Here is a 15,261-nt window from a genome sequence, read left to right on the forward strand (position 1 = left end):
GAGTGTGTTTTAGAGCGGTGGCAGCACGTCGAGCCGCCGCGCCGGCCAGTCGAGCACGGCGCAGCGCCGGTGCATCAGGGGGGCCAGATCGGGATGCGCCTCGTTGATTACTTGGGTGGCGAAGTGGGCCAGAAAGCGCGAGCGCAACTCGGCCCCGGCGCGCTCGACACCTTGGTTTTCGTAGGGCATGGAGGTGAGCAGCAAAAAACCGTCGGGGGGGATGCGCCCGGCGCGCATGTTGCTGTGGATGATGTCGGCGGCGGTGCGGATGGGTTGCGCCAAGTCTGGGCTGTAGGGCCCGATCATCAGGGCCAGATTGGGGGTGTGCAGAAAGTCAAAACCGCGCCCGAGGCATATCACCCATTCGCGGTGCTCGATCGCCAGCGCCCGCCCGTGCTGCTGGCGCACGCCGGCCACGTGGGCCAGGTTGCCCAGCAGCAGCGGCAACAAGTCGGCGCGTACCGGGCGCGGCAGGCCGGGCAGGGTGCGCACCAGCTGCGCTTCCAGCGCCAGTGCGTCGGGTTCGGTGCCGGCTGGCGGCTGTGTGCGGGCATCGGGCTCGGGTTGGCTGGTCACGGCACCAAAGGCGGCCAGATCGAGCACGGTGCCGTCGGGGCCGTGCAGCAACAGGGCTTCTTCGTCGGTCTCGAAACCGCAGACGATCGGATAGACGCTCTGGTGCGCGGCGCCAAACAGCTGCGAGACTTGGGCGTGGATGGCCCAAGCGTGCGCCATGCTGTCCTCGCGCCGATAGCGAAAACCGGCGCAACCGCGCTTGCGCTCGCCGCGCGACCAGTGGTAGGTGATGAGCAGCAGCACCCGGCGCCCGCTCTGCGTTTGGTTGTTGACAAAATCGATCAGCAGCTGGCTCAGGTAAGGCCAGCCGAGGTTGAACATGCCGCCCAAGTTGCGAAAGGGGGTGATGATGCCTGCGGGCAGTTGGGTGGCCAGCGCGAGGTTGACGCGCCCGTCCATGCACATCAGGGCGGCGATGGCGCTGGGGTGCTGCGCCCGGTAGCGCTGGCGCTCCAGCCAAGCCTCGGGGCCGCGAAACGCTTCGCCATGGCGCTGCGCCAAGTCAAACAGCCAGTCGATGCGCTGGTCGATCGGGCTCTGGTGGATCGATTGCGGTGGGGGCGCGCTTAGGGTGGCCGGGGTAGTGGGTGCGGGCATAGGTTTAACTCCTCCGTCGCGCCCGCACCGCCTGCCCCAGGTCGATCACCGCCATGACGTAGTAGCTGCTGGGGTTGTAGCGCGAGATGGCAAAAAAGTTTTGCGTGCCCAGCCAATGGATGGCGGGTTGGCCGCCGCGCGCTGGGTCGCCTTGCTCGAGCTCGACCAGCGCCAGCAGGCCGTTGTGCTGCGCCGCGGCGCCACCGGGTTGCACGCCCAAGGCCTGCAACTGCTCGAGCGTGAAGCTGGGGCGGATGCTGGGGGCGAGCAGGGAGGGCAAATCAAGCCGTGCAGGGTCGAAGCGGAGCGGGAAGTGGGTGGGCATGCCAGGCTGCCAGCCGTGTTCGCGCAAAAAACGCGCCACCGAACCGATGGCGTCGGGCACGCTGTCGATCAGGTCGATGCGGCCGTCGGCGTCGAAATCGACGCCAAAGCGCGGCCAGTTGCTGGGCATGAACTGTGGCAGCCCAATGGCGCCGGCGAAGCTGCCGCGCCACGCGTCGGGGGGGCGCGGGTGCTTGTGGCTCAATTGCAAAAAGGCGGCCAGCTCGGAGCGGAAAAACTCGCTGCGCTGGGCCGCGCGCGGGTGCTCGGGCGGGAAGTCAAAGCCCAGCGTGGCCAGCGCGTCGAGCACGCGGTGCGTGCCCATGTGGCGGCCGTAGAGCGTCTCGACGCCGATGATGCCCACGATGAGCCAGTCGGGCACGCCAAACTCGCGCTCGGCGCGCGCTAGGCTGGCCTCGTGCTGCTGCCAAAAGCGCAGCCCGGCCTGGATGCGCACCGGCTCGACGAAGCGCGCCCGGTAGGCCGGCCAGTCGCGCAGGGTGCCGCGCGGCATGGGCGTCATGAGGCGCACGATCTGCGGCCGGTGCCGGGCTTCGTGCCCGATCCAGCGCTCGGCCCAGCCGTCGCTCCAGCCCTGTTGGGTGTCGAGCTGGCGCGCAAAGGCCAGCGCGGCAGGGTTGTGGGCGAAGCTGCCGGGGGCGGCTGGAGCCGAAGCGGCGGGCGCTGCCGGGGCTGGCGCTGGCAGGGCGGCCGCAGGCAGGGTGCCAGGGCCGGGGTGGGCCAGAGCACGCGCCGGCAGCAGGGCGCTGGGCAGCACGGCAGCGCCCAGCGCTGCGAGCGTGAGGTGGCGGCGCAGGGTTTGCGAGGGCGCGTGTTCCGGGGTGGCAAGGGCTGGCGAGTGGGTCATGTTCAAGGGTGGAGCGGGGCACCGGTTTGGGGTCGGGTCAAGCGGCCCGATTTAATGGGGTCGGATCAACGGGGCGTGGCAATGGTGGCAACTGGCGCCATTGTCGGCGCAAATCGCGCAGGTCGATCTGCTGGGTCGGGTCGTAGCGTTGGGCTTCAAGCCGCAGCAGCCAGTGGCTCCAGGCGGCGGCGGTGGCGGCGGGGCAGTTTGTGGGCAGGGCGGCGGCGAGCTGGCGTGGGGTGGCGGGGGCTGGCACCACGCCACCGGCTTGGGCCACGGCCTTGCGGGCGCTTTGCAACAGGCGCAGCCAGGGGTCGGGGCGCGGCCGCAGCCATTGCAGCCAAGCCACGGCGGCGAGGGTAGCTAGGCACAGCAGGCCCACCAGCAGGTACAGCAGTTGCTGCCAGTGCGGGGTGGCAAAGCCGAGCTGGCGCAGCAGCTCGAGCTGGCGGTTCTGGCCGTAGTCGAGCACCCACTGGTTCCAGCGGTTGTTGGTGGCCTCCCAAATGGCGCGCATCTGGGCCAGCATGTCGGGGTCGATCTGGATCAGGGCCGCGGCCAGGGGCCCCGGTGGCGGCAGCAGCCGCTGCAGGTCGGTGGTGCGCGCTGGGGCTACGTGCGCGGTGGGGTCGATGCGCGTCCAGCCTTGGGCATCCAGCCAGACTTCGGCCCAGGCGTGGGCGTCGCTCTGGCGCACGGTCCAAAAGCCGTCGATGGGGTTGAGCTCGCCGCCGTGGTAGCCGGTGACGATGCGCGCCGGGATGCCCAGCTCGCGCATCAGCACCACAAAGGCCGAGGCGATGTGCTCGCAAAAACCCTCGCGGCGGTCAAACCAAAATTCGTCGGCGCTGTGGCGGCCAAACACGCCCGGCTCCAGGGTGTACTGGTAGCCGCCGGTGCGCAGGCGCAGCAGCACGGCATCGATCAACTGCGGCGCGCTGGCGTTGGGCCCCAGCTGCTGGAGCAAATCAGCCGCCAGCTGGCGCGTGCGCGGGTTGAAGCCGGGGGGCAGCAGCAAATTGGCCGCCAGCGTGGCGGCGGGGCGCAGCGGGCGGTGCCGCAGCTCGGGCCAGGCCACGGCCTCGAAGCGGGTGACTTCGGTCAGGGGCCGCGGCAGTATCCATTGCAGATCGGGTGTGAGCTGCGCGCTCTGGGTGCCGATGGGTGGCAGCTCCGGTGTGGTTTGCAGCGTCAGCACCCAGGGCTGGTGGCTGGGCTCCATGGTCAGGCGGTAGCGCAGCGGCGTGCCGGCGCTTTGCAGCTCGGTCTGCAAGGCGGCGCTGGCGTGCTCGGGCAGGCTGTGCTCGCCGTACTGGGGCAGCCACTGCTGGCCGTCGAAGCGGCTCAAGACCGGGCCACGAAAATACAGCTGATTTTGCGGTGGGCGGCGGCCGTCGAGGAATTCGACGCGCAGGGCCACGCTGGGGTCGAGCGCCAAGCGTGCGATCTGCCCCACCTGCATCTGCCCCGACAGGCCGCTGCGGCCCATCTGGGCGTCGGTGGGGATGTGCCACAGTGGGCCAAAGCGCGGAAACAGCACAAACAGCAGCAGCATCAGCGGCGCCCCAAACAGCACCAGGGCGCTGGCTTGGCGCAGCGCTTGGGTGAGCGGCGGGCGCCCCAGCGGCAGATGCGCCAGCACGAGGCCAGTGAGCAGGCCCAGCAGCGCCGGTACGATGCCCAGCGCGGTGAGCAACGACTGCGAATGCAGCAGCAGCGTGAGCAGGGTGAAAAAACCCAAGAAAAACACCACCAGCGCGTCGCGGCGGGCGCGCAGCTCCAGCGTTTTGAGGGCCAGCAGCAGAACGATCAGGTTGCTGCCGGCCAGGGCACCCCAAAGCTGGCCGTGGTGCAGCCAGGTGCCAGCAAGCGCCAGCAGCAGCAGGGCCAGCATGACTGCGCGGCCGGGCAAGGGCTGGCCGCGCAGCGCCAGCACGGCGCGCACGAGCAACAGCAGCAGCGCCAGTGCGCTGGCCCACAGCGGCTGATGCGCGCTTTGCAGCAGCACGATCCAGCCCACCACGCCGAGCAAAAACAGCGTGTCGCGCAGCTCGCGCGGCCAGGTGCGCGGGGCCAGCGCGGAGGGCAGCGCCAGTTTCATCAGCGCCATGCCAGTGCCTCCAGGCAGCGCTGGCGCTGCGCCGCGCCCTGCTCGGGCGCGATTTCGAAGCCCGGCAGGCGCAAGCCGTAGCGCAGCCCGAGGGCATCGGCTTGCAGCACCCAGGCGCACAGGCGCGAGCGGCGCGCCTCTTCGTCGTGCAGCTGGCAGCGTGCGTGCTCCAGCCACAGCTCGGCTGCGGCCGGGTGGCTGAAGTCGCGGCTGATCCACTGCGCGCGCTCATCGCCGGCCAGGCGCGCGGCTTTTTTCCACAGCACCCATTTGAGCGGGTCGCCGCGGCGGTAGGGGCGGGCGCCATCGGTTTCGCCGCTGCGCTGGGCGGCGTGGGGGCCGCTGGCCGGGCCGTCTTCGTGTGTGGCGGCCAGCGGCAGCGCCGGGGGTGGGGTCTCGGGGGCCGGATAGACCCACAGCTGCGCCGCCGGCCGCCACCAATGCCAGACCTTAAAGGTGCCCAGCGGATACAGGGTCTGCACCCGCAGCGCCGGCAGCGGCAGGCGACCGCGCTGCTGCGTCGGGTAAGCCAGCTGCACGCTGTGCTGGTCTTGGGGGCCCACATCGGCCCAGACGTCGCTGGCTGCAGCGCCGCTGCCCAGCCACTGCAGCCCCACGGCGTAGCGCGCGCGCCGCGAGGGGTTGCGCAAGTGGATTTCGACCGCGGCGCTCTGGCCAGCAAACACCGGCGCGCCCGGGTGCAGGCTCAGCTCCAGCCCGGCCAGGTTGCGGTGCCCCACCCAGACCCCAGCCGCCGCACTGCCGGCGAGCATGAAAGTGAGCAGGTAGCCTAGGTTGAGCTGGTAATTGATGCTGCCCAGCAGCAACAGCAGCAGCGTAAAGCCCAGCATCCAGCCCGCACGGGTGGGCAGCAGGTAGAGGTTGTGGTGGTGCAGCGCGGTTTGGTCTTGCTGTGGCAAGCGGCGCAGCCACCAAGCGCGCAGGCGCGGCACAAAGGTGGTTTGGATCATGGCTGGCATGAGCGATTGCCTCTCAGTGGCGCCCGGCCGCCCGAAGCCACTGAAGCGCCCCCTTGGGGGGCAGCGAGCGCAGCGAGCATGGGGGCAGTTTCACTTCAGTGGCGCCCGGCCGCCCGAAGCCACTGAAGCGCCCCCTTGGGGGGCAGCGAGCGTGGGGGCCAGTTTCACTTCAGCGCAGCGCCGTGGCCTCGATCATGGCCTGCACCTGCTCAAAGGCGCCGCGACCGGCGCTGCCCAGCGGCTGCAGCCGGTGCGCTGCCGTTTGCGGCAAGATGGCGGCGACGTCGTCGGCGGCGGCGTAGCTGCGCCCCTCCAGCAGCGCGCGCGCTTGGGCGGCACGCAAGATCGCCAGCCCAGCCCGCGGGCTCAGGCCCTGCGCAAACCAGCGCCCGTTGCGGCTGGCCTCCAGCAAGTCTTGCAGGTAGTCGAGCACCGCATCGCTCAGGGCCACCGCCCGCACCTGCGCTTGCAGCCGGGCCAGGCCGGTGCTGTCGAGCAAGGCGGGCAGGGTGTCGAGCAGCTCGCGCCGATCCAGTCCGCGCAGCAACAGGCGCTCGGCGGGGCGGCTGGGGTAGCCCAAGCGCAGGCGCATCAAGAAGCGATCGAGCTGCGATTCGGGCAGCGCGTGCGTGCCCAGCTGGTCGTGCGGGTTTTGGGTGGCGATGACAAAAAAAGGCTGCGGCAGCGGCCGCGTCGCGCCCTCGACCGAGACCTGCTTTTCTTCCATGGCCTCGAGCAGCGCGCTTTGGGTCTTGGGGCTGGCGCGGTTGATCTCGTCGGCCAGCAGCACCTGGGCAAACAGCGGGCCCGGGTGGAACACAAACTCGGCGCGCTCGCGCTCGAATACCGAAACCCCCATCAGATCGCTCGGCATCAAGTCCGAAGTAAACTGAACCCGTGAAAACTGCAAGCCAAAGCTGTGCGCCAACGCATGGGCCAGCGTGGTTTTGCCGACGCCGGGCAAGTCTTCGATCAGCAGGTGCCCGCCGGCGAGCAAGCAGGTGACGGCGTCGCGGATGACGCCGGCTTTGCCCACGATGACCGTTTCGAGTTGGCGCAGCAGTGGCGCGATGAGGGATTGGGGTTCGAGCATGGGTGCTACGATAACGGAAAAAGGAGACAACGATGAAACCCACCGGCTACTACACCCACCCCGCCTGCCGCAAGCACGACATGGGCCCGGGCCACCCCGAATGCCCGGAGCGCTTGGGTGCCATCGAAGACCGGTTGCTCATCACTGGCCTAGCCGACGCGCTCGAGCGCCGCGACCCCAACCCGGCCTCGCAGTCTGAGCTCGAACTGGCGCATTCGCGCATGTACGTGGCCTCGCTGCGCGGCATGACGGATGAACTGCGCGAAGAAGTGCGCGCCGGAGGCCCCGAGCGGCTGCAGCTCGACCCCGACACCTCCATCAACCTGCACACCTACGAAGCGGCGCTGATGTCGGCCGGGGCGGCGCTCAACGCCACCGACGCGGTGCTGGCCGGCGAGCTGCAAAACGCCTTTTGCGCCGTGCGCCCGCCCGGCCACCACGCCTGCCGCGAGCGCGCCATGGGCTTTTGCATCTTCAACCACGTGGCGCTGGCGGCCAAGTACGCGCTCGAGCGCCACGGCCTGCAACGCGTGGCGGTGATCGACTTCGACGTGCACCACGGCAACGGCACCGAAGAGATCGTGGCCGGCGACCCGCGCATCCTCATGTGCAGCTACTACCAGCACCCCTTTTACCCCGAATGGCCGCACGCCGAGGCCGACAACCTCGTCAACCTGCCGGTGCCGGCCTATAGCCGCGGGTCGGATGTGCGCGAGCTCATCGACAGCGTCTGGATGCCGCGCCTCGAGGCGCACCGGCCCGAGATGATCTTCATCAGCGCCGGCTTCGATGCCCACCGCGAAGACGACATGGGCCAGCTCGGGCTGGTGGAGCAAGACTACGTCTGGATCACGCAGCGCCTCAAGGCCGTGGCCGACCGGCACGCGCAGGGCCGCATCGTGAGCGTGCTCGAGGGCGGCTACAACCTGAGCGCGCTGGCGCGCAGCGTGGAAGCGCACATCCGCGTGCTCGCCGATTTGTGAGTTCATGATTTGTGAGTTTGGGAGCAGCCATCAAAGCGGGCACCGATCTCAATCCGTCACCCCCAGAATCACACTCGAGGCCTTGAACAAGGCGCTGGCGCGCTGGCCGACGGCAAGCTGCATGTCGATGCAGCTCTGCTGCGTGATGATGGCCGCGAGGCTGGCGCTGCCCGACAGTTGCAGCACCACTTCGGCGTTCACGGCGCCGGGTGTGATGCGCATGATCGTGCCGCTCAGGCAGTTGCGGGCCGAATAGCGCGCCCGGCTGGGTTTGGCGGCGACAGCCTCGTTGTCGGCGGCGTCGTCATCATCGGCGCACAGCAAGATGATGGATGAGGCCTTGACCAGCGCAAAGGCCTCGGTCCCGATCTGCAGCCCTAGGTTTTGCGTGCTCTCGCGCGTGAGCAGCGCTACCAGCGGCTGCGGTGCGCCGATGTCGAGTTCGATCAGGTCATTCACGGCGCCGGGCTCGATACGCACCACACGCCCCAGAAACTGATTGCGGGCGCTGGTTTTCATGGTCATGCTCCTCAAAAGCAGGTAGTCGTCGGCCATGCCGCTGGCTTGGCGGCTCAGGTGCTCGACAAAGCGCCGGTGCTCGGCCTCGAGGCGGCGGTAGTTGACCACCAGTTGCCGGCCCCGGGGCGTCAAGCGGGTGCCGCCGCCGCCCTTGCCGCCGGTCAGGCGCTGCACCAGTGGCTCACCGGCCAAAGTGTTCATGGTGTCGATGGCGTCCCAGGCCGCTTTGTAGCTCAGCTGGGCCGCCTTGGCCGCGCGCGTGATCGAGCCCCAGGTGCCGATGTGCTCGAGCAAAGCGATGCGGCCGGGGCCGCCGAAGTTGCGCTCGCCCGCCGTCATCCACACCAGCCCTTGCAGCTGCAGGGGGGCGGTGGGGGAGGCTTGGGTGGATTGGGGTGCGGGTGGGGCTGTGGGTTTTTGCGGGGGTGGTGGCGCGGGCGGAGCTTCGGTGTCAGGCGGCGCCGGTGCAGCGTGCGGGGTGCCTTGGCTGGGCTCGGTGCGCGGGGCGCGTGGTTTGCGCGGGCTCATGGAGCGCGGCCCGACCGGCCCTCGTGCAGGTGCAGCACCTCGTCGCCAAACAAGGCCACGTCTTGCGGGTCGTGGGTGATGAGCACCATCGGCACTTGCAGGCGCCGCTGCAGCGCGTCGAGTTCGGCGCGCATGGTCTGGCGCAGGTCGGCGTCGAGCGCGGCAAAGGGCTCGTCGAGCAACAAGGCGCGCGGCTCGGCCACCAGCGCGCGCGCCAAGGCGGTGCGCTGGCGCTGCCCGCCCGAGAGCTCGTGCGGGTACTGGTGCGCCAGGGCCCCGAGTTCAAAGGCCTCGATCCAATACTCCACCGCCGGGTGGCGCGCACGGCGGCGCGGGTTCAGCCAGCCACGGGCGAGCGCAAAAGCGATGTTCTGGCGCACCGTCAGGTGCGCAAACAAGGCGTAATCCTGAAACACATAAGCCAGCCGGCGCGCCTGCGGCGGCAGAAAAACGCCGCTGGCCGCGTCGTACAGGGTCTGGCCGTCGATGCGCACATGGCCCGACTGCGGGCGCACCAAGCCGGCTATCGCCTTCAGGGTCTGGCTCTTGCCCGAGCCCGAGGGCCCGGCAATCACCACGCGCTGCGCCTGCGACTTGAGCTGCACGTCGAGCGTGAACACGCGCGTGCCCGATTGCAGCCGGTTGCGCAGATGAAAGTCGAGCAGCATGGCGGGCTCTAGTTCTGGTGGTGCGCCACGCGCCCCGGCATCAGGCGCGTGGCCGAGAGCAGCACCGCAATGCAGACGATGGAAGTGATCGCGGCCAGCACGTTGGCCATGTCGTCTTGCCCGGCCTGCACGGCCTCATAGACCGCGATCGACAGCGTCTGGGTCTGGCCCGGAATGTTGCCGGCGATCATCAGCGTGGCGCCAAACTCCCCCAGCGCGCGCGCAAAAGCCAGCAGCAGCCCGGCCATGATACCGCGCCAAGCCAGCGGCAGCGTGACGCGCAAAAACAGCGCCCATTCCGACACACCCAGCACACGCGCGGCCTGCTCGTACTGGCCCTCAACCGCCTCAAACGCGGCCCGGGCCGGCTTGAATACCAGCGGAAAGGTCACGATCGCCGCCGCCAGCACCGCGCCCTGCCAAGTAAAAATCAGGTTGATGCCAAAGTGTTGATACAGCCACGCACCTATCGGGCCGCGGCTGCCCACCAGCACCAGCAGGTAGTAGCCCAGCACCGTCGGTGGCAGCACCATCGGCAGCGTGCACAGGGTGTCGAGCAGCTCGCGCCCGACAAAGCGCTTGCGCGCCAGCAGCCAGCCCAGCGCCACGCCCAGCACCAGCGTGATCGCCGTGGCCCACAGCGCCACCTTGAGCGACAGGCGCAACACGATCCAGACGTCGGCTAGCGCATCCATGAGCTTGGTGTGGGCGCTGCAGAGCGCTCAGGGTTGCAGAAAGCCGTGGCGCTGCAAAATCGCTTGGCCTGCGCTCGAGAGCACAAAGGCGATGAAGCGCTGCGCCGCCGCCGCGTTGGCCGAGCCGGCGCTGCGCACCGTGGGCGCAATCGGGTAGGTGATGGGCGTGGTGGTGGGCACCTGGAACGCCACCCGCACCCGATCCGGCATGAGCGCGGCGTCGGTGGCATAGACGAAGGCGGCCTCGACCTCGCCGCGCGACACGTAGTTGAGCGACTGGCGCACATTCAGGGTAAAAATTGCCTTGCCCGACAGCGCCGGCCACAGCCCAGCGGCCTCGAGCGCGCGCTGGGTGTAGCGCCCCACCGGTACGCTGTCCGGGTTGCCGATGGCCACCCGGCGCACGGCGGCTTGGGTCAAGTCGGGCAGGGTGCTCAGGTTCAGGCCGCTGTCGGCCGGCACCGCCAGCACCAGCAGGTTGCGTGTGAAATCGCGCCGCTGCTCGGCCACGATCAGGCCGCGCTGCTGTGCCAGATCCATGGTGAACTCGTCGGCACTGGCAAACACATCCACCGGCGCGCCGCGGTCGATCTGCTGCAACAGCGCCCCCGAAGCGCCAAAGTTGAACACCACCCGCACATCCGGCTGCTGCGCCATGAAGGCGCGGCCGATGTCGTTGAAAGCGTTGGTCAGGCTGGCAGCCGCCGAGACCGTGATCTGCCCGGCGTGCGCGCCGGCGCTGGCGGCCAAAATGCTCACAATACAAAACAGACGACAGAGGAGGGCGCGCATGGGGACTCGCTTTCGTCGGGGTGGGGCCAGCGGTGGGGATTTCGGGAGAGGGGCTTTTGCAGGTTGGGTCCTGCAAAGCAGGGCGAGAAGGTCGGCCTGCTTTGCTCGCAGCGCAATATACCACGGTACATAACGCTTTTCGCATGCCATCTGCGCTACCGCATCAGCAAGCCGCGTGTAGGCCAGCAGGGCAGACGGGTTAATCGGGTATAAAAGGGTTCAGAACAGCTTGCGGGCTGTGAAGCTGTTTGAATCTCAATTTACTGGGGGCCTGAATCCGTGACTTCCCCCCTAAAACCCCCAAACCCCCTGTTCCCACCAACAACCATGCCCCCAGCAGGTGCAAGCGTCTCAAATGGCTGACCCAGTCGAGTTCGTTGTCAAGAAGCTGCCCTACGACCTGAGCAGCCACGGTGGCTTGGCCTTGGTGGGGCGCTTGTTCAAGCGCATCAACCTGCCGGCCATGGTCGATCCCAAGTATCCATTGCGCTCTGGTATTGCCAACAGCGACATCCTCAAGTGCTACGTCGCCATGCTCACCTTGGGCAAGAACGACTTCGAAGCCGTCGAAGCCTTTCGCAAGCAGCGCTTTGCCCACCAAGCCTTGGGCCTGCGTGCTGTGCCCTCCAGCGCCACCTTGCGCCAGCGCTTTGACGCCATGGGCTGCGAATGGAGCGAACTGGCCGACTCGATCAACCGCGCCATCAAACGGAAGCAATCATGCGAGTTCGGTTGCTTAGACAGACGAGAGTTTCGGGGGGGTTAAGGGGTGACCTACAGGTGGAATAAGCAAATCGCCAATCGCTGCCGCGCCACACCACGGAGAAATTATTGCACAAGTAAGCCGTCAAACAAGCCGTTGAAAAACTCCCCCACACCCGCCCCAGATTTGCTATCATATGCATCACGGCATCTTGCAGATATAAGAGATTTGCAATGAGAGGTGTGCAGAGCTTTCAAGGAGTCATGTTCAGCTACATCAGCCTTGAAGACCGGGTATCGCCCCAGCACCCCTTGCGCAAGCTGCGCGCGCTGGTCGATGCCTTGCTCGCCAGTATGAGCGCCGAGTTCGAAGCCGTGTATGCGCGCAAAGGCCGCCCTTCGGTACCGCCCGAGATGCTCTTGAAAGCCCTGCTGCGACTTCAAAGGCCAAGAGCGTACCAACGACACCCATGCCAGCCGCACCGATGCCGATGCGCGCCTGTACAAGAAAGCCAAGGGCGACAAGTCGCGGCTGTGCCACATGGGCCACATCCTGATGGACAACCGCAACGGCTTGGTGGTGGACGTCGAGATCACCCATGCCAACGGCACGGCAGAGCACCAAGCGGCGCTCAAGATGCTGGGGCGCCAAAGGCGCCGTGGGCGCAAGCAAACCGTGGGCGCCGACAAAAACTACGACTGCAAGGCCTTCGTGCAGGGCTGCCGCAAGCTGGGCATTACGCCCCATGTGCGGCCAAGAAGCAGCACTCGGCCATCGATGGGCGCACCAAGCGGCATGCGGGCTACCAAACCAGTCTGAAGGTGCGCAAGCGCATCGAAGAGGCCTTTGGCTGGATCAAGACCGTAGGCGGACTGGCCAAGACCAAGCTCAAGGGTCAGGCCAAGCTGACTGGGCAGGCGCTGATGTGCTTTGCGGCCTACAACTTGGTGCGCATGGGCTCCATGGGTGGCTGGTGGGATGCGCATCATGCGTGATTCTGGGCCGAGGTGCGTCCAAAATGGGCGCATTGGCATGAAACGGGCCGCGAAAGGGGCTGCAAAGGCTGGAAAATGCGCTCTGCGGCGGCTCGAGAGCAACGCGGCAGGGGGCGGGCGGCTTTGGTTTGCACTTTTCAACGGCCTGCTAGACTCTGTAGCCACCCACCCATGGTAAGGCCTCTTGGAAACGTTCATCCGCCAATCTGAAGGCCTGACACTGTGGGCCGAGACCTTTGGTGTTCCCAGCCACCCTGCCGTTTTGCTGGTGATGGGCGCCACGGGTCAAGGGGTTTTCTGGCCCGAGCGTTTTTGCATACAGCTTGCGCAGAGCGGCCACTTCGTCATCCGGTACGACCACCGCGACACCGGTCGGTCTTCCACGGTCAGCGCGCTGCATCCCTACACCTTGAACGCGCTCACCAGCGATGCGGTGGCGGTGCTGGACGGCTTGAACGTGGCGAAGGCCGCCGTGGTGGGTTTGTCCATGGGTGGGTTCATCGGCCAACTGATGGCGACCCAACATCCGCAGCGTGTCGAACGCCTCGTGCTGATGTCCACCACTGCGGACCACCGCCCCTGCGTCGCCGCTTCCTTGGGGATTCCCACAACAAAGCTGCTGCGCCTGCCACCACCCACCTCGGCGTTTCAGGATTACATCAAGAAGGCTCGGCGACATCGCCCCAAAAGCGCAGACGACTTGTACGCCAGCGCCTACGATGCCTTGGCCGCGACCTACGCCGGGCCCAAGGGTTGCCCGACAGCCGAGGTCAAAGCCGCCATCCGTCTGGCATCTAGCCGAACGGACAACCTCATGGCTGCATTCAAGCACGGTTTGGCGGTGTCTGCTTCAAAGAACCGGCTCAAGCTCGTCAGGGATATACGGGTTCCGACGTTAGTCATTCATGGGCGCTTCGACCCCCTGTTTCCGCTGGAACATGGGCAGTACCTGGCCGAGAACATCCCCGGTGCCCAGATGTTGGTCCTGAACATGGGGCACTCGTTCATGTGGTCTTGGGACGACGAGGTCGGAGCAGCGGTGGAGGGCTTTCTCAGGTTGCCGCACTGAGAACCTTGATGTCCAAGCTGAAAGGCCCTTCCTGCGCATCGCCCAAGCGCAGGCAAGGGTTTCGAACCGAGGCAAAGCCGCCACCGTTCTCCATCGAGACGGTTCCTGCAAAGACCGCATACCCATCCGCATGAAAGCTCAGGCGGCTTTGCGACACACCGCCCATGATGCGGTCGTCAATCGGGGCCCAAGCCTCGACAGCATCGGCTGAGCTGAAATCCACACAGAGGAGGCGCTCGTTTGTTTTTTTATCGCTGCACACGGTCATAGACCCCGATTTTGACAAAGGAAACCCCCGTGAATCGTTGTCACAGGCCCGGGAGTGCATTGTGCGCTGGCGGCAGGACTACAACGAGGTCAGGCCACACAGCAGCCCGGGGCGTATCCCGCCAGCACGATTCGTCCAACAGCACCGCCAGCCGCTGGCGGTGCTGCTGACCAACCTCAAAGACAAAAAATCGATTAATCTTCCACCCCCAGGACTTCTCCGAAACAATGGTACGGTCAATGGGGGCAGGTCAGGTTGGGTAGTAACGTTTAAGAGCCCATACGCTGGCATTGCAGGTTCGATGCCCGACCGCTGGCGGACGGTTATCGCCCGAAAAACCGGCTGTCTGGATTGGGTAGCACGCGTGCTGGTTGCTGCGGGTTAAGCGCCCAGCAGGCGGCGCGCAAGCACGGATGGCATGTCACGGCGGCCGTCGGCAATGAGGTAAACGATGACCTGGCTGCCTGTGACACGGTAGATCACGCGATACGGCTTGAAAAAGGTCTGGCGATACTCTTTGCTGCCCAGATTTACCAGCTCCCTCGGATAGCTGCCGCGTTCGGGGAATCTCGACAGGCTCTCCACGACCTGCATCAGTTCATCCAGCACATGGTTGGCGTTGGCGACGCAGTCGAACTCGGCGATGTAGTCATGGATGGCCTCCAAGTCCTGCTCTGCACCCTCGGTGAGCAGGACTTCGAACTTGGCCGGTGCGCCTGCCATCAGACTGGGGCGCGTTTGGCACGCAGGCGGGCAACGACATCGGCCACCGGCCTGACCTTGCCAGCGGCTACATCCTGATTGCCCAGCGCTAGGATTTTCAGCAAGGCCAGCGTTTCTTGTGTCTCCTCGAACGAGGCCACGTCTTGCAAGACCGCTTTGGCTTCGCCGTTTTGCGTGATGACCAGCGGTTCACGCTGCTGCGCGAGCCGCGTCAGAACCTCGGCGGCGTTGGCTTTAAGGTAGCTGATGGGCTTGACTTGTGATGAGTAGCGCATGGCCGTGCTCCAGACTTAATAAAGACCGAATATAGTCTTTTTATAGTCTCGTGGCAAGAGGATGTGGAAACGGCCTTCGGGATCATTCGCCTTCGTTTTTCGGGCGCATCAGAAGTTCGTCGAGCGCCGCCATGTCGGCCTTGAAGTTGCCGCTGGACGCAAAGATGCGACCTGCCGCCAAGTCTCGGTAACCGGCGAGGATGGCGTCCTGCACAAACTGGCCGTCACGCCGTTCCATGTCGCGGCGGATCAGGTCGCGCACGTATTCGCTGGGTGTTTCGTAAAGACCCGCCTCGCCGACCATTCGATGCACGAATTCAGCCAAGGGTCGCGACAGGCGAGCGTTGATGCGTTCGGACATGGGAGCCTATCGGAGCGATCAGATGGGCGCATTGTCGCGTAGGTGGCGGTTTCTGTCGCAACTATTGCGCACACAGCAGACTTCTTGCTGCGGGTCAAGCGACCAGCAGGCGGCACGCAAGCGCGGATGGCTCA

16 protein-coding genes and 2 pseudogenes are annotated in these 15,261 nt (G+C 66.5%); 5 read left to right on the plus strand and 13 right to left on the minus strand.

Translation table 11 applies throughout. The features are described from left to right. Window positions 1-9 precede the first annotated feature (9 nt). The 5 genes from ACVMK0_RS03415 to ACVMK0_RS03435 all read right to left on the minus strand — a co-directional run bounded on the left by ACVMK0_RS03415 (window position 10) and on the right by ACVMK0_RS03435 (window position 6,548). The gene (locus ACVMK0_RS03415; protein ID WP_476464309.1) at window positions 10-1,173 is read right to left on the minus strand and encodes a hypothetical protein; all 1,164 of its coding nucleotides are present in this window, start codon (window positions 1,171-1,173) and stop codon (window positions 10-12) included. A 4-nt stretch (window positions 1,174-1,177) separates the two neighbouring features. Then, a complete protein-coding gene (gene mltB, locus ACVMK0_RS03420; protein WP_476464310.1) occupies window positions 1,178-2,365 on the minus strand; it encodes a lytic murein transglycosylase B in 1,188 nt (395 codons plus the stop codon). Window positions 2,366-2,402: 37 nt separating this feature from the next. Beyond that, window positions 2,403-4,475 carry a transglutaminase TgpA family protein gene (locus tag ACVMK0_RS03425; RefSeq protein ID WP_476464311.1) on the minus strand — a complete coding sequence of 691 codons (2,073 nt, stop codon included), beginning with the start codon at window positions 4,473-4,475 and terminating at the stop codon, window positions 2,403-2,405. Further along, complete coding sequence (locus ACVMK0_RS03430; protein ID WP_476464312.1) at window positions 4,466-5,455, minus strand: DUF58 domain-containing protein; 990 nt, start codon at window positions 5,453-5,455, stop codon at window positions 4,466-4,468. The genes ACVMK0_RS03425 and ACVMK0_RS03430 overlap by 10 nt, the downstream gene beginning before the upstream one ends. Before the next feature lie 169 nt (window positions 5,456-5,624). Then, a complete protein-coding gene (locus ACVMK0_RS03435) occupies window positions 5,625-6,548 on the minus strand; it encodes an AAA family ATPase (RefSeq protein WP_476464313.1) in 924 nt (307 codons plus the stop codon). A gap of 32 nt (window positions 6,549-6,580) precedes the next feature. On the opposite strand from ACVMK0_RS03435, the gene ACVMK0_RS03440 reads away from it, so the two are divergent. Further along, on the plus strand, window positions 6,581-7,531 hold the full coding sequence (locus ACVMK0_RS03440) for a histone deacetylase family protein (RefSeq protein ID WP_476464314.1): 951 nt from the start codon (window positions 6,581-6,583) through the stop codon (window positions 7,529-7,531). 48 nt (window positions 7,532-7,579) lie between these two features. Here the strand turns inward: ACVMK0_RS03440 and ACVMK0_RS03445 are convergent, their stop codons facing one another. The 4 genes from ACVMK0_RS03445 to modA all read right to left on the minus strand — a co-directional run bounded on the left by ACVMK0_RS03445 (window position 7,580) and on the right by modA (window position 10,733). After that, window positions 7,580-8,389, minus strand: a complete 810-nt coding sequence (locus ACVMK0_RS03445; protein ID WP_476464644.1) for a TOBE domain-containing protein — start codon at window positions 8,387-8,389, stop codon at window positions 7,580-7,582. 185 nt (window positions 8,390-8,574) lie between these two features. Continuing rightward, the gene (locus tag ACVMK0_RS03450) at window positions 8,575-9,246 is read right to left on the minus strand and encodes an ABC transporter ATP-binding protein (RefSeq protein ID WP_045534976.1); all 672 of its coding nucleotides are present in this window, start codon (window positions 9,244-9,246) and stop codon (window positions 8,575-8,577) included. An 8-nt stretch (window positions 9,247-9,254) separates the two neighbouring features. Then, on the minus strand, window positions 9,255-9,941 hold the full coding sequence (gene modB, locus ACVMK0_RS03455) for a molybdate ABC transporter permease subunit (RefSeq protein ID WP_042921661.1): 687 nt from the start codon (window positions 9,939-9,941) through the stop codon (window positions 9,255-9,257). Between the two features lie 27 nt (window positions 9,942-9,968). Further along, the gene (modA, locus tag ACVMK0_RS03460; protein ID WP_042921663.1) at window positions 9,969-10,733 is read right to left on the minus strand and encodes a molybdate ABC transporter substrate-binding protein; all 765 of its coding nucleotides are present in this window, start codon (window positions 10,731-10,733) and stop codon (window positions 9,969-9,971) included. A gap of 355 nt (window positions 10,734-11,088) precedes the next feature. Here modA and ACVMK0_RS03465 point away from each other — a divergent pair, with 355 nt between their 5' ends. The 3 genes and pseudogenes from ACVMK0_RS03465 to ACVMK0_RS03475 all read left to right on the plus strand — a co-directional run bounded on the left by ACVMK0_RS03465 (window position 11,089) and on the right by ACVMK0_RS03475 (window position 13,500). Next, window positions 11,089-11,499 (plus strand): hypothetical protein, encoded by a 411-nt coding sequence (locus ACVMK0_RS03465; RefSeq protein WP_476464315.1) that lies wholly within the window; start codon window positions 11,089-11,091, stop codon window positions 11,497-11,499. Window positions 11,500-11,669: 170 nt separating this feature from the next. Beyond that, window positions 11,670-12,431 (plus strand): annotated as a pseudogene (locus ACVMK0_RS03470) (IS5 family transposase). 184 nt (window positions 12,432-12,615) lie between these two features. Further along, window positions 12,616-13,500, plus strand: coding sequence for an alpha/beta fold hydrolase (locus ACVMK0_RS03475; protein ID WP_476464316.1), 885 nt, complete (start codon window positions 12,616-12,618; stop codon window positions 13,498-13,500). On the opposite strand, the gene ACVMK0_RS03480 is transcribed toward ACVMK0_RS03475, so the two are convergent. Beyond that, window positions 13,484-13,768: a CIA30 family protein gene (locus ACVMK0_RS03480; RefSeq protein WP_052468391.1), complete on the minus strand. Its 285-nt coding sequence runs from the start codon at window positions 13,766-13,768 to the stop codon at window positions 13,484-13,486. The genes ACVMK0_RS03475 and ACVMK0_RS03480 overlap by 17 nt on opposite strands. Before the next feature lie 34 nt (window positions 13,769-13,802). Between ACVMK0_RS03480 and ACVMK0_RS03485 the strand changes: the two are divergent. Next, window positions 13,803-13,916: pseudogene (locus ACVMK0_RS03485) on the plus strand (integrase core domain-containing protein); the annotation flags it as partial. A gap of 233 nt (window positions 13,917-14,149) precedes the next feature. On the opposite strand, the gene ACVMK0_RS03490 reads toward ACVMK0_RS03485, so the two are convergent. The 3 genes from ACVMK0_RS03490 to ACVMK0_RS03500 all read right to left on the minus strand — a co-directional run bounded on the left by ACVMK0_RS03490 (window position 14,150) and on the right by ACVMK0_RS03500 (window position 15,127). Further along, the gene (locus ACVMK0_RS03490) at window positions 14,150-14,491 is read right to left on the minus strand and encodes a type II toxin-antitoxin system RelE/ParE family toxin (protein WP_042920601.1); all 342 of its coding nucleotides are present in this window, start codon (window positions 14,489-14,491) and stop codon (window positions 14,150-14,152) included. Further along, window positions 14,491-14,766, minus strand: coding sequence for a type II toxin-antitoxin system Phd/YefM family antitoxin (locus ACVMK0_RS03495; RefSeq protein ID WP_042920599.1), 276 nt, complete (start codon window positions 14,764-14,766; stop codon window positions 14,491-14,493). The genes ACVMK0_RS03490 and ACVMK0_RS03495 overlap by 1 nt, the downstream gene beginning before the upstream one ends. A gap of 82 nt (window positions 14,767-14,848) precedes the next feature. Next, on the minus strand, window positions 14,849-15,127 hold the full coding sequence (locus ACVMK0_RS03500; RefSeq protein WP_045534983.1) for a ribbon-helix-helix domain-containing protein: 279 nt from the start codon (window positions 15,125-15,127) through the stop codon (window positions 14,849-14,851). Between the last annotated feature and the right edge of the window lie 134 nt (window positions 15,128-15,261).

Source organism: Serpentinimonas sp. SSL01 (assembly GCF_056323735.1).

What these genes read in the sequence shown, in the direction of transcription:
- ACVMK0_RS03415 (WP_476464309.1), bottom strand. Translation starts at nt 1,173, where the DNA reads ATGCCCGCACCCACTACCCCGGCCACCCTAAGCGCGCCCCCACCGCAA.
- mltB (WP_476464310.1), bottom strand. Translation starts at nt 2,365, where the DNA reads ATGACCCACTCGCCAGCCCTTGCCACCCCGGAACACGCGCCCTCGCAA.
- ACVMK0_RS03425 (WP_476464311.1), bottom strand. Translation starts at nt 4,475, where the DNA reads ATGGCGCTGATGAAACTGGCGCTGCCCTCCGCGCTGGCCCCGCGCACC.
- ACVMK0_RS03430 (WP_476464312.1), bottom strand. Translation starts at nt 5,455, where the DNA reads ATGCCAGCCATGATCCAAACCACCTTTGTGCCGCGCCTGCGCGCTTGG.
- ACVMK0_RS03435 (WP_476464313.1), bottom strand. Translation starts at nt 6,548, where the DNA reads ATGCTCGAACCCCAATCCCTCATCGCGCCACTGCTGCGCCAACTCGAA.
- ACVMK0_RS03440 (WP_476464314.1), top strand. Translation starts at nt 6,581, where the DNA reads ATGAAACCCACCGGCTACTACACCCACCCCGCCTGCCGCAAGCACGAC.
- ACVMK0_RS03445 (WP_476464644.1), bottom strand. Translation starts at nt 8,389, where the DNA reads ATGACGGCGGGCGAGCGCAACTTCGGCGGCCCCGGCCGCATCGCTTTG.
- ACVMK0_RS03450 (WP_045534976.1), bottom strand. Translation starts at nt 9,246, where the DNA reads ATGCTGCTCGACTTTCATCTGCGCAACCGGCTGCAATCGGGCACGCGC.
- modB (WP_042921661.1), bottom strand. Translation starts at nt 9,941, where the DNA reads ATGGATGCGCTAGCCGACGTCTGGATCGTGTTGCGCCTGTCGCTCAAG.
- modA (WP_042921663.1), bottom strand. Translation starts at nt 10,733, where the DNA reads ATGCGCGCCCTCCTCTGTCGTCTGTTTTGTATTGTGAGCATTTTGGCC.
- ACVMK0_RS03465 (WP_476464315.1), top strand. Translation starts at nt 11,089, where the DNA reads ATGGCTGACCCAGTCGAGTTCGTTGTCAAGAAGCTGCCCTACGACCTG.
- ACVMK0_RS03480 (WP_052468391.1), bottom strand. Translation starts at nt 13,768, where the DNA reads ATGACCGTGTGCAGCGATAAAAAAACAAACGAGCGCCTCCTCTGTGTG.
- ACVMK0_RS03490 (WP_042920601.1), bottom strand. Translation starts at nt 14,491, where the DNA reads ATGGCAGGCGCACCGGCCAAGTTCGAAGTCCTGCTCACCGAGGGTGCA.
- ACVMK0_RS03495 (WP_042920599.1), bottom strand. Translation starts at nt 14,766, where the DNA reads ATGCGCTACTCATCACAAGTCAAGCCCATCAGCTACCTTAAAGCCAAC.
- ACVMK0_RS03500 (WP_045534983.1), bottom strand. Translation starts at nt 15,127, where the DNA reads ATGTCCGAACGCATCAACGCTCGCCTGTCGCGACCCTTGGCTGAATTC.